Origin of the sequence: Psychroserpens mesophilus (assembly GCF_050617655.1) — a bacterium.
Taxonomy (GTDB): domain Bacteria; phylum Bacteroidota; class Bacteroidia; order Flavobacteriales; family Flavobacteriaceae; genus Psychroserpens; species Psychroserpens mesophilus_A.
In genome coordinates, this window is record NZ_JBODQC010000002.1 from 308,028 (window position 1) to 320,855 (window position 12,828).

10 protein-coding genes are annotated in these 12,828 nt (G+C 32.0%); 1 reads left to right on the plus strand and 9 read right to left on the minus strand.

The features are described from left to right. Positions 1–103: 103 nt before the first annotated feature. The 7 genes from ACRHNM_RS05670 to ACRHNM_RS05700 all read right to left on the minus strand — a co-directional run bounded on the left by ACRHNM_RS05670 (position 104) and on the right by ACRHNM_RS05700 (position 10,398). Complete coding sequence (locus tag ACRHNM_RS05670) at positions 104–856, minus strand: LytR/AlgR family response regulator transcription factor (protein WP_431134564.1); 753 nt, start codon at positions 854–856, stop codon at positions 104–106. Positions 857–862: 6 nt separating this feature from the next. Continuing rightward, positions 863–3,685: a sensor histidine kinase gene (locus tag ACRHNM_RS05675; RefSeq protein WP_431134566.1), complete on the minus strand. Its 2,823-nt coding sequence runs from the start codon at positions 3,683–3,685 to the stop codon at positions 863–865. A gap of 351 nt (positions 3,686–4,036) precedes the next feature. Then, positions 4,037–4,246, minus strand: a complete 210-nt coding sequence (locus ACRHNM_RS05680; protein WP_431134568.1) for a YgaP family membrane protein — start codon at positions 4,244–4,246, stop codon at positions 4,037–4,039. A gap of 31 nt (positions 4,247–4,277) precedes the next feature. Next, on the minus strand, positions 4,278–4,583 hold the full coding sequence (locus ACRHNM_RS05685) for a hypothetical protein (protein WP_431134569.1): 306 nt from the start codon (positions 4,581–4,583) through the stop codon (positions 4,278–4,280). Between the two features lie 45 nt (positions 4,584–4,628). Continuing rightward, entirely contained in the window at positions 4,629–7,826 is a 3,198-nt protein-coding gene (locus tag ACRHNM_RS05690) for an efflux RND transporter permease subunit (protein ID WP_431134571.1), read from the minus strand. Positions 7,827–7,937: 111 nt separating this feature from the next. Then, positions 7,938–9,014, minus strand: a complete 1,077-nt coding sequence (locus ACRHNM_RS05695; protein WP_431134573.1) for an efflux RND transporter periplasmic adaptor subunit — start codon at positions 9,012–9,014, stop codon at positions 7,938–7,940. A gap of 76 nt (positions 9,015–9,090) precedes the next feature. Further along, positions 9,091–10,398, minus strand: a complete 1,308-nt coding sequence (locus ACRHNM_RS05700) for a TolC family protein (RefSeq protein ID WP_431134575.1) — start codon at positions 10,396–10,398, stop codon at positions 9,091–9,093. Between the two features lie 125 nt (positions 10,399–10,523). Here ACRHNM_RS05700 and ACRHNM_RS05705 point away from each other — a divergent pair, with 125 nt between their 5' ends. Next, positions 10,524–11,522 (plus strand): metal-dependent hydrolase, encoded by a 999-nt coding sequence (locus tag ACRHNM_RS05705; RefSeq protein WP_431134577.1) that lies wholly within the window; start codon positions 10,524–10,526, stop codon positions 11,520–11,522. Positions 11,523–11,584: 62 nt separating this feature from the next. Here ACRHNM_RS05705 and ACRHNM_RS05710 read toward each other — a convergent pair whose 3' ends face one another. Continuing rightward, entirely contained in the window at positions 11,585–12,211 is a 627-nt protein-coding gene (locus ACRHNM_RS05710; RefSeq protein ID WP_431134579.1) for a DUF2202 domain-containing protein, read from the minus strand. Positions 12,212–12,456: 245 nt separating this feature from the next. Next, a complete protein-coding gene (locus ACRHNM_RS05715; RefSeq protein ID WP_431134581.1) occupies positions 12,457–12,795 on the minus strand; it encodes a DUF4870 domain-containing protein in 339 nt (112 codons plus the stop codon). Positions 12,796–12,828 lie beyond the last annotated feature (33 nt).

A 12,828-nucleotide genomic window follows, 5' to 3' on the forward strand; every position in this document is an offset into this window, starting at 1 on the left:
TAGTTGAGATTTTTTATAATTAATCAACTACAAAACAACTATAACATTAAAGGTTTTTAATGTGCTTTTTTCTGAATAGCTCTATTTTCTTTCTAAAAGAAATTTACATAAACGTTTCTTTAATGACTTCTAAAAATTGATCGCGTTTAGATTTTGAAATTGGAATGCGTTTTTGATTACTCATCAATAAATAATCGCCATTATCTTTTACCAATTCGTCCACATATTTTAGGTTTATGAAATAAGATCGATGACATTTAAAAAACAGGGCATTGTTTTCTAATTGGCCTACAAAATGCTTTAAAGGCTTGCAAATGGTTTTTTGTTTACTATCGACTAATTGCACATTAGTATACATTCCATCAGCTTCAAAATATAAAATATCATTGTGTGAAACAAACATAATCCCTTTAGGAATTTCTAAGACAATTTTATCCATAGAGAGTTGTTCTAAAGAGTTACGTAGCTTATTTAATTGATTGTATAAGTTATTGGTTTTTATGGCTTCATCAGCTTTAGCGACAGCTTCCTTTAATTCAGTTGTATCAACAGGTTTTAATAAATAATCAACTGCTGAAAGTTTAAAGGCTTCAATAGCATATTGGTTGTATGCTGTTACAAATATGATTTTAAAATCTATATGATTAGGAAAGTATTCCAAAATATCTAAACCTGATTGATTAGGCATTTCTATATCTAAAAACACCACATCTGGCTTTGACGCTTTTATTAAGTCTACACCAGAAGCTAAATCTTGTGCTTCATCAATACTGGTAATGTTTGCACAGTGTTCAGTAATAAGGTTATACAGCAAATGTCTTGCTCGTTTTTCGTCGTCTATAATTAAGGCTTTCATCTTCTATTATATTGGCAATGTTATAATCACTTTAGTTCCTGAAGATTTTTGATTTTTGTTTTTCAAATCTTCTACCTCAATGGTTATATCACGTTTTAATTTGTTTTTGTACAGGTGAACCCGTTCTTCATTGGCTTTAGTAGCAAAGGGTTTATGTTGTAAGTTTGGTCGCTTTATTTTTTCTGATTGCTCACGACCAATACCATTATCCTCAATGGTTATTTGTAATTTATTTGGTTGAATTATTTTGGTTTCAACAATTAGTCTCCTATCGCCTGACTTGTGTAGTAATCCGTGTTTTAAAGCATTTTCAACATAAGGTTGTATAAATAATGATGGTACTTTAATTTGATTGGTTTTTAAACGTTCATCTGTTTTAATGCTGTATTCCAATTCTTCTTCAAAACGTACCTTTTCTAATTCTAAATACAGTTTTAAAGCGTTTAATTCTTGTTGTAAAGTAATTTCGTTTTGCTGACTGTAATCTAAATACATTCTTATAAGTCGGCTAAACTTCACTAAATACGAACTTGCCAGTTCCTTTTCATTCGAAATAATGTAATCTTGAATAGAGTTTAAAGCATTAAAAATAAAATGCGGATTCATTTGTGAACGTAAATTCTCTAAGCGTAAATTGGTGATTTTTTTATCGGTTAAAATTTTATCAATTTCAGTAATACGTTGCTCTTCTTTTTGTTTCAATCGCCATCTAAAGTACAGCCAAATCAATCCAATTATTACTAATAAAATCAAACTATAAAACCAGTAGGTTTCCCAAAACGGTTTGATGATTACAAAAGTAATAGGAGATGAAAATACTGCATTTTTTGTGCTTACATTTTTTGCTTTTAGCTCTACGATATAAGTTCCGCTTGCTAAGCTATTAAAATTAACGACGTGAGTATTCAATGGTATATTTTGCCAAGTGGTATCTAATTGCTGTACGCGATATTGATAAGTCACATGTTTATTGGTTTGAAAGCCATTAGAATTAAATTGTAATGCAATTTTATTTAAGTGATAAGGAAGTTTATAATATGACTGCACAACGGTATCTCGATCATTGATGTGCACAGCTTCAATTTTAATTTTTGAAGTTTTAAATTTCTTAAACAAACTTTCCCCTTTAGGTAATATATAAAAGGATTGCGGTAAGTATACAATAATAGCATCTTTGAGGACAAGAAAATCATTTACGGCCATATTTAAGCCATCTTGTGCATTTAAAGATTTTAAAGCCTTGGTTACAGTATTGTATTGAAACAATCCTGAATCGGTGGAAATCCATAATACATCACCATCAGATTTTATAGTATTTATTAGTAAATCTTCTGGTAGCCCAATTGAAGATTGTTTTAAGTTATTATTCTCAAACTTCATTAAGCCATTATGCTGAGTGGCAAGCCATATCGCTGTGTTAGATGTACTCATTGTATTAACCAACAAACTATGGCCTTGAAATTGTATTTCTTCTGAAGAAAACGTATTTAAATTATATTGAAATAAGCCGTCAATATAAGACACAAAAAGTTTATCGTTATGAACCACTGAAGTCTTTACCCGACTAGAACGTAAGATGTTTTTTTCAATTGAATTATAAGGATTATTATAAACTATACCTTCTTTATAATTACCATAAAATAGTAAGGTGTCATTGAGTTTAGAAATGGTTTTAGCTACAGAAAACTTGTTAATTGCATCTGTGATTTTGTCGTTTTTTAAATTAACTACAAACGATTCTGAAGCATTAATGCTTACTATTACTTGCTGTTGTTGGTCATCATAAAACAGGTTTCCTATTATTTTATGACCTGGTAACTGAAGGATTTTAATGCAATTTGATTGATTGTAAAATAATAATTTACCGTCATTTGTTCCTAATACAAATTGATTGCCTTGTAAAGTACAAGATGCTGTTATTTTAGATTTTGGAATCTTTAATTCTACGTGTCTAATATTTAAATTTGGAGAAACAAAGACACCATTATCTAATGTCGTGAACCAATGATTGTTATTAAAATCTATTTCAACATCAGTAATAGACTCCAAACTAAAAAACTGCTTTTTAAATCTGAAAGTTTCATTTTCAAACTCATAAATCAACACTCCTGAAGTCGTTAAAAACCAGTACTCATTGTTGATATTTAGATAGTTGTATATAATTTCATTTTTTAACTGAGATGGTGTTTGCAGTTTTCTTACTGTATCAGTAATTGTATTAATTAGGTATATAACATTGCCATCTTCACTCTTATGTGTCAAGAATACGTCATTTTTAAGTGTAAATAACTTAGGGGATTGTATAAGTTTTAAACTTTCAATTTCTAATATTTTTTTGCTCTTAGTTGCTTCTATCTTATAAACACGATGCTTTTTTAATAGCCCTTCATTATTAATTGCGAACACATAACTATCATCATTTAAATTTGTATTACTAATACACATACCTGCAAAAATTTTATTTATTTTTTTGGTAGTTTTATCTATATCGTAAACACCTGTAATTGTAAATAATCGTATGTGATTTTCTGAAATTGTATATGGAGACAATTGACCTTTTACCAAATGACTAGCGTCTAAAAAAAGGGTTAATCTGTTGTTCTCTATATAAAAAAGCTGTCCGTAAACATTGTTGCACCACAACCGTCCTTCGTGATCTTCTTTTAATTGAAATAATGAATTTCCTTTTTGATTAGGGTGACTAAACCGTTGGTATGATTTACCATCATAGCGATATAAACCTTTATTAGCAGCTAACCATATATAGTTTTTTTGATCCTCAATAACATCATAAAATTCTACGTCTGGAAGATTTGATATATTCGCCATTTGCTCTAAAACTGGGTTTTGAGCTTTTATGGTTAACGAAAGAAAAAGAATTAATATGTACTTAAAATAATGCAACATAATTTGTAACTCACAAACTTAATATTTAAATCAATAATATTGGTTTCAATTTTCTGTAAGTGGTTGTATTTTTTCTAAATAAAAAAAACACCTACATATTTGTAAGTGTTTGTTTTATCTTTTTTGATTGTGAGTCTATTGAATAGACAATGAACTAAGGAAATTGATAGACAGTTGGACTGATGAGTAATTGCATATTGTTGGTTTTGATCGCATTTTAATTTTAAGCTTAAGTTTTCAACTTTAACTTAATGATTAGTACAATATTTAAACTTAACACGTTTTACAATTACCTCCTTCTTTCTTAACACCCAATTTCACTAAAATAGTTTCTAATAAACACCATTTTGTGAATGCAGACTGGATTAAATTTGCACCTATAAAAACTGTAAACCACATCCAGTTCGCATTAACATAAACGGTAAGTACAACACTTAATAGTACCATTGTACCTACTATAACTCTAAAATATGTATTTAGCATTTTAATTTATTTTTAAGATTAAACTCTTTTTTTATATGTATCTTTCAATTGGAACCACAACCGCTTTTATAGGATTATTGGTTTCTAAATTTGAATTGAATTCTTTTATAACATCAAATAACACATCAATATTTTCATTGTCTGTAAACGAAAAAAACAAACTTGATTCATTCCCTGATTTTTCACTTGAAAACCAACTAGATGCCATTAGTATTGATGATCCATTTTTATAACCATCAATATCTGAACTACTAAAGTTGTGAATATTTGCCTTTTTGAAAAGTTTCAAAACGTCTCTTTGAAACTCTTCGACTGCTGTAACTATGACTAATTTCATTTTTTTAAAATTTAAACGTCATTCTGAACTTGTTTCAGAATCTCATTATTTATACTTCTTCTTCTTCTCTATCATATAATATACCAATGGTACAACCAACAGTGTCAACACAGTTGAAACAATAGTGCCTCCCATTAACGAGATGGCTAAACCTTGGAAAATAGGATCAAACAAGATTACAAATGCTCCAATTACAACTGTTCCTGCGGTTAGCAAAATTGGTGTTGTACGAACAGCACCAGCTTCAATAGCTGCTTGTTTTAACGGAACTCCTTCTGCTGTTCTTAAATTGATAAAATCAATCAGTAAAACGGAATTCCTTACCATAATTCCTGCTAAAGCAATCATACCAATAAATGAGGTTGCTGTAAAAAATGCTCCCATAATCCAGTGTCCCAGAATAATTCCAATTAAGGATAATGGAATCGCGACCATCATTACCACTGGTGCCTTAAAGTTTTGGAACCAGCCTACAATCAAAATGTAAATCAAGATAATGGCACCTAAAAAAGCAATCCCTAAATCTCTAAATACTTCTAGTGTAATTTGCCATTCTCCATCCCATTTTACGGTGTAATCATCTTCAAAATCTGGCTGTCCTAAATACATTTCGTTAATTTCATAACCTGTTGGTAATTCAATTTCTTTTAACTTTTTCTCCATTCCTAAAATGGCATATGCTGGACTTTCCAGTTCTCCAGCCATATCAGCTAAGACATAAACCACACGCTTCTGATTTTTACGATAAATACTTTTTGCTGTAGTAGTTTCACTTATACTTACCAAATCTGCAATAGGAACCATATGACCTTGTTTCGATTTTACTTTTAATTGAGATATATCTGTAATTGTTGATTTTTCCTTTTCATCTAATGTTAACACCAAATCAATTTGGTTTACTGCGTCTTCGTCATATAAATTGGTGACGGCTCTATTTGACAATGCCATATTCATAGTGTAAGCAATCTGCTGTGGTGCAACACCATACAACATGGCTTTTTCCTTGTTGATTTCAAATTGATATTCGGTCTGATCATCTTCAACCATCCAATCAATATCAACAACATCATCTGTATTTTTTAAGATATTTTTAACACTATTAGCTATTTTTATTTGCTCATTATAATCTGGTCCATAAACTTCAGCAACTATCGTTGATAAAACTGGTGGTCCTGGTGGCACTTCGACTAACTTTACATTCGCATTATATTTTAAAGCAATCTTCTGAATGTCGGGACGTAACAATTTAGCAATGTCATGACTTTGAGCAGAACGTTCTCCTTTATCAATTAAATTAACCTGAATGTCTGCCATGTTACTGCCACCTCTCAAATCGTAATGACGTACTAAACCATTAAACGTAATTGGTGCAGATGTGCCTACATAGTTTTGGTAATTGACCACTTCTGGTCGTGTCGATAAATACTGTGAAATTTCTTGAGCTACGACTCCAGTACGCTCCAATGTTGTTCCTTCAGGCATATCAATGACGACCTGAAATTCATTCTTGTTATCAAAAGGCAACATTTTTACAGCAACAGAATTGGTAAAAAACAAAGCCATGGTTCCCAGTAACACAACAAAAGTACCCAGTAAAAACATCCAGCGTTTTCCTTTGCTTTCTAAAAGTGGTCTTTCAAATTTGTTATAAATCTTATAAATACGTGTATCCTCTATCGCTTTTTCTGGTTTTTCTTCAATGCCTTTTTTATCTTTTTCTCTTAAGAAAATATATCCTAAATACGGTGTAATAGTTAAGGCTACGAATAAGGATAAAATCATGGCAATAGATGCTCCAATAGGCATTGGCGCCATATAAGGTCCCATTAAACCAGATACAAAAGCCATAGGTAACACCGAAGCAATAACTGTAAATGTGGCTAATATCGTTGGGTTTCCAACCTCATTGATCGCATATAAAGCGGCTTGTTTAAATGGTAAGCGTTTCATCTTGAAATGCCTATGCATGTTTTCAGCAATGATAATCGAATCATCTACCACAATTCCTGTTACAAAAACCAATGCAAATAATGTAATTCGGTTTAAAGTATAGTCGAGCATATAATAGCTCAATAAAGTCAGTGCAAAGGTAATTGGAACCGATAAAAACACGACCAATCCGCCTCGCCAACCCATAGCTAACATCACAACAATGGTAACTGCAATGATAGAACCTATAAGGTGCAAGAGTAATTCTGATACCTTATGAGATGCTGTTTCACCATAATTTCTGGTCACTTCAACATGAACATCGTCAGGGATTAATGTCGTTCGTAAATGCTCAACTTTATCGATGATTACTTCTGCAATTTTCATCGCATCTGCTCCTTTTCGTTTTGCAACAGAAATGGTTACAGCTGGGTATTCTGAATTATAATCTGACGCTAATTCGCTTCCGCTTCCAAAACCTAAGCTCACATAGTTTTGCGGTACTTCTGGTCCATCAATAATTTTAGCAACTTGCTTCAAATAAATGGGCTGGTTTTGTTGGACACCGACTACTAAATTTTCAACATCTGTAACCGATTCTAAAAATTTCCCTGTATTAATCAGGAATTCAGTATCATTCTTATCAAAGCTTCCTGAACTTAACTGACTATTATTTGCCTTTATCATTTCTGAAACCGACAAAAAATCCAGTCCACTGGAAGCCAATTTATCTTTATCTAAAACCACACGTAACTGACGATTTCTACCACCAATTTTATGTGTTATTGCTACATCATTTACCTTTTTAATTTCAGCTTCAAGCTCTTGAGCCATTTGATTTAACTGGTAGTCGTCGTAATTCTCACTCCACAACGTTAAACCTAACATAGGTACATCGTCAATAGCACGTGTTTTTACCAGTGGAAACGTAACACCTGCTGGCATCTGATCCATGTGCTTGTTGATTTCATTATACAGCTTTACAAACGAACGTTCAATATCTTCGCCTACATAAAACTGAACAATGACCATTCCCTGTTCTTTCATAGAGGTAGAATACACATATTCCACACCTTTAATATTCGAGATCAACTGTTCTAAAGGTTTAATAACCCGTGATTCCACTTCTGTTGGACTTGCACCTGGATAGCCAACAAAAATATCAGCCATTGGCACATCAATTTGTGGTTCTTCTTCACGCGGAATTAAAAACGAACTATAGACACCAATGACCATAAATACAATCATTAACAGTACCGTTAACTTAGACTGCATAAAGACTTTGGCAATTTTTCCTGCGATTCCTTCTTTCATTTTAAGTTTATTGTTTTGGGCGTTTTAACAGGCTATCCATTACAATCTTTTTTTGCCATATGTGGCAGCAAAAAAAGGATTTCCTTTGCTATCCTTAACGCGACTTTTTAGTTATTGAATTGATATTTTTGCTCCGTTAAAAAGCTTCCCTTCAGCTGAAACAATATAGCTTTCATCTGCGGTTAAGCCAGATAATACTTCTACTTGGTTTCCAAATGTTCTTCCTAAACGTAACCAGCGCAATATTGCGGTGTTGCTCTGACTTACAGTATAAACTCCAGACAACTGACCTTTAGTTACAATGGCTTCTTTTGGAATTAAAACCAGTTCAGATGTTGCTTTACGCTCTACAGGAAATTGAACGGTTGTAAACATGCCAGACAAAATATTAGCATCTGTTTTATCTAAATCTATTTTTACTAAATATTGTCCACCAGTATTCTTGGCAGAAGTACTTACTTCGACAACTTTACCTTTAATCGTTTTATTAATGGCTTTTACCATGACATCCACTTTAGTTCCTTGTTCAATTTCAGAGATTTCAGTTTCAGGAACCATTGCCATCACTTCAAAATAATCTGGAGTTTCTATACTTATTAAAGGCACTCCTGGATTTGCCATATTGCCTGCTTCTACATTTTTACTGGTAATTATTCCGCTAAAAGGCGCTGTTATGTTACTATACATAAATTGAGCATTAACTTCATTTTTCATTTGCTTCACTGCTTCTAAGCGTGCCTTAGCCATTTCAAAATGAGCTGTGATATCATCTAATTCTTTTTGAGAGGCACTATTGTCAGCAAACAAATTTTTAAAACGGTTGTAATCTTTTTGTGCATTATTAAATGCTGCTGTTGCTTCGGTGATGCTGGCATTTACCTGCGCTTTTTTCGCTTGTAAATCGGTGTTATTAATAGACACTAATAATTGACCTTCTTTTACTGTATCGCCAACATTAACGTGTACTTTATTGACATAACCCATCATTCTGGTGCTTAAATCTGCGCTATTAGACGCTTGAATTTTGCCGCTCACAGATAAAAACAAATTGTTTTCATGTGCTTCTACCTCGCTCATTTTTACAACTATTGCAGGTGAATTATCTGTAACTACTTTTTTGTCTTTACTGCCACAACTCGTCATTAATAAAGCCACAGATAAGGTTAGGATGGTATATATATTTTTCATTTTTATTTATTTTATAATTATGTCTTAACTGTATTCGGCCAGACAAGGTGCTGTTTACTTGTGTGCAGCCGAAAGGTTATTTCTTGGTTAAAAATTGTAAATACGCTTGCGCATAATTGTATTCAAAAATAGTTTGGTAATATTCTAATTGCTTTTGTGCGTATTGCGTTTCTGCTAATAATAAATCGGACGTTTTTTCTAAACCTTCTTTAAATCTGTTGGTTCGTATTCTTAAAGATTCTTCAGACTGTTGCAGAGCCAAAGTGGTGAGTTCTAATTTGTTTTCAGCATCTGCAAAAGCTCGCTTGGCTTTGTTTAACTCAAGATGACTTTGTGACACATATTGCTTGTATTCTAATTTCGACTTTTCAAACTCTGCCTTACTTTTTTGTGCTTTTCCAAAACGTTTAGAACCTTGAAAAAGATCCCAGCTTAATTGTGCACCAATTAAATATCCATTGGCATCTGCCTGAAGGATTTGATCATCATAAAGTTCATAGCTTCCGAACGCATTTAATTTTGGTAAAAACGCCATTTTATCAGCTTTACTCATAGCTTCATAAGCATTTGAAACTAATTGCATCGCCTTAATATCTGAACGGTTTTCTGATATTGACTGGTCCATCATTCCAAAAGTTGAAACTGTCAAACTATCTGTTGGTGTATACACTACATAAGTTTCATCATTCATCAGAAACGACAAATAATTAGATGCATTTTGCACATTACTTTTTGCTGTTTGTAATTGATTTTGAACTTCAGTGACACGTACTTCAACATTTAATACATCTGCACGTTGTAAATACCCTTGTTTAAAACTGTTATCTGCTAATTTTTTATTCGCATATGCCGCTTTCAGTGCTTTTTCTAAAACTTCAACAGCTTTATAAGCCAGTTGTAATTGCATATAGGCTTTTTCAACTTCAAACACCAAATAGTCTTGTGTACGGGTTATTTTCAATGACATCGCTTCCATTTTTGACTTAGCCGCTTTACGCTGATACATTCCATCAAGGTTAATTAAGGGTTGCTGTATTTCAAGTTTTGTAGCAAAGTTTTCTATTTGTGAAGGGTCATTTAATAATGCTGGATTAAAGTCTGCTTGAGTTACTATTTCCTGATTCAATTTAGAACCAAAAGCCATTAATGGGTTTGTTGTTGCAATTCCAGTATGGCTTGCTGTAATGTTTGGTAAAAACACAGCATTTGTTTGTCTGAAATCTGCTTTAGCCTGATTAAATTCTTCTTCAGAAATTTTAATACTCGTATTGTTTTCTGAGACCTTAGATAAGACTTCTGTTTTGGTTATTGGCACCAACTCTTGTGCTTGTATTGAAATGCTCAACAACAGAAAAGAAACCACTAAAAAGTATGTTATTTTCATTACTATTATAATTTTGTAGTACAAAAATAGCCTTAAGAAAGCTTGAAGTCAGTAACAAAGGTTACCAAGAAAAAAGCTTTTAAATAAAATGGAGTTGGTAGTTTGGTTTACTTTTACAAAATAATATGGATTCACTTACTCAAATAGTATTAGGAGCAGCTGTTGGCGAGGCTGTATTAGGAAAAAAGATTGGAAATAAGGCTATGCTCTATGGTGCCATTGCTGGTACCATTCCTGATTTAGATATATTTGCTTCTTATTTTACAGACACCGTTACAGCACTTTCTGTTCATCGTGGTTTTACACATTCTATTGTGTTTTCTTTAATTTTTGCTCTTCTATTCGGCTGGATTGTTTCTCGATATGAAACCTTTAAAGATTTTAAGAGTTGGTCCTGGCTTTTTTTCTGGGCTTTTCTAACACATCCTGTTTTAGATGCGCATACCACTTGGGGAACTCAATTATTTTGGCCTTTTGATTTAAGATTAGCGTTTAAGACAATTTTTGTTATAGATCCTCTTTATACCTTACCGTTTTTAGGGTTTCTAATTCTTACTTTAATACAAAACCGAACACACAGAAAACGTCAGTTTTATAATAAAATGGGTCTCATAGTGAGTTCATCCTATCTGGTACTTGCATTTTTTTTGAAATGGATTGCGTTTCATCAATTTGAAAGAGCTTTAAAGAATCAAACTATAGATTATATACAATTAGACACAAGACCTTCACCTTTAAACACAATACTCTGGAGTGCTAACGTAGAAACTAAAGATGCCTATTTGCTCGGTAATTACTCGTTGTTTGATTCGAAACCTATCACTTTCGATTCTTATCCAAAAAATCACGACTTACTAGGCGATCTCATTGAAAATGAAAACGTAAAACGAATGATTGCAATTACTGAAGGATGGTACATTATCTCCAAAGAGCATGAAAATCTTTATTTTAACGATTTAAGGTTTGGACTTTTAAGTTTAGCTCCAAAATCTGAAAATTTTGTCTTTAAATATAAAATAGACATGGATGATTTTGGTAATGTTAGGTTTATTGAAGAGCCTAAAGGTCAACGTGATGGAAAAAAGTTACTCTCTGAATTATGGACTCGTTTAAAAGGGAATTAATATATTACTTAAAAATAAGTACTCTAGTCAGAGTACTTATTTTTTAAAACGTTATAATTGAACTAATTACATTGTTCGCTGCTGCCAGCTATGATACTGTCATAGGCTTCTTGCGTTAAAAACTGTGGCGTATATGTATTACCTCCATTTTCGATACCAGACACGAAACTTCTTAAATGATTTCGGGAACCACATTGCAAACTTTCAAAAACAGATTGTATTACAGTGTTTGTAGTATCATTAATATACTCTTGTAAATCTACAATGTCTAAATCTTCAATAGTTGCTCCTATTTGCAATGCATTGTACTGGCTTACTGCTCCATCAATTACGAATTGATTGTAAAAGTTTTGCAAATCTTGATTTATAAATTCACCCATAGGTAAAATAGTATAGTCTATGCTATTCTGGATCAGTAAACTCTCAATTTTATTCATATGATTCTGTTCACTATTTTTAATATTGGCAAACTGATTTAAAGACCACAAGTCATTTAAATATGTATAAGTGTCTCTAGCTAATTTTTCTTCTTCTAACATAAAAAGCAACGCAACTTTATCATCTTCAGTAACTACTGTATTTGCTCTCTTTCCAGACATATCATCATCATTACTACATGCTGAAATTAATGTAAAAGATATTACTCCTGTAATAATTGTAATGGCTTGAATTAATCGTGACTTTTTCATTTTATAAGTATTTATATTATGATATAAATTTCCTAAAAAAAAAGAAAATAGTCTGTCACTTATGTTACATATTAAGTTAAAAAAAATTAACCTCTTCTTCTCTTATTTTTCAAAGTAGAAAAACCTTTTTTGAGTCTAAAAGCAGATAATACGATAAAAATTTAAATTAACAGATTAATATCGCTTACCATAAAAAACGCTCACTTAAAAAAGTGAGCGTTTTCATCTACCTCTTATAAAAATAACTAACTAATAAAATTAAGAGATAAAGGATATCGTGGTATCTCTCCATGGCTTGCTCGAATAGCATTTATGATTGGATATATAAATGATAATATACATAATATTATTAATCCTACAATACCTAATCCTAAAGCCAATATTAACGGAATGCATATTAAACTATAAATCAGTATACTTATTTGGAAGTTTACGATGCGTTTGCCCTGCTCATCCATTTTATAGACATTCTCTTTTTGAGTAAGCCAAATGACTAATGGCACTACTAATCCGCCAAAACCTGTAATAAAGGTAAGCAACTGACTTAAATGTGTTAAAACGATAAGTTGATTATCTTGTCTCATAATAAAGTGATTATTTTGATTGAATACACCTAT

What these genes read in the sequence shown, in the direction of transcription:
- ACRHNM_RS05705 (WP_431134577.1), top strand. Translation starts at nt 10,524, where the DNA reads ATGGATTCACTTACTCAAATAGTATTAGGAGCAGCTGTTGGCGAGGCT.
- ACRHNM_RS05685 (WP_431134569.1), bottom strand. Translation starts at nt 4,583, where the DNA reads ATGAAATTAGTCATAGTTACAGCAGTCGAAGAGTTTCAAAGAGACGTT.
- ACRHNM_RS05690 (WP_431134571.1), bottom strand. Translation starts at nt 7,826, where the DNA reads ATGAAAGAAGGAATCGCAGGAAAAATTGCCAAAGTCTTTATGCAGTCT.
- ACRHNM_RS05710 (WP_431134579.1), bottom strand. Translation starts at nt 12,211, where the DNA reads ATGAAAAAGTCACGATTAATTCAAGCCATTACAATTATTACAGGAGTA.
- ACRHNM_RS05715 (WP_431134581.1), bottom strand. Translation starts at nt 12,795, where the DNA reads ATGAGACAAGATAATCAACTTATCGTTTTAACACATTTAAGTCAGTTG.
- ACRHNM_RS05670 (WP_431134564.1), bottom strand. Translation starts at nt 856, where the DNA reads ATGAAAGCCTTAATTATAGACGACGAAAAACGAGCAAGACATTTGCTG.
- ACRHNM_RS05695 (WP_431134573.1), bottom strand. Translation starts at nt 9,014, where the DNA reads ATGAAAAATATATATACCATCCTAACCTTATCTGTGGCTTTATTAATG.
- ACRHNM_RS05680 (WP_431134568.1), bottom strand. Translation starts at nt 4,246, where the DNA reads ATGCTAAATACATATTTTAGAGTTATAGTAGGTACAATGGTACTATTA.
- ACRHNM_RS05700 (WP_431134575.1), bottom strand. Translation starts at nt 10,398, where the DNA reads ATGAAAATAACATACTTTTTAGTGGTTTCTTTTCTGTTGTTGAGCATT.
- ACRHNM_RS05675 (WP_431134566.1), bottom strand. Translation starts at nt 3,685, where the DNA reads ATGGCGAATATATCAAATCTTCCAGACGTAGAATTTTATGATGTTATT.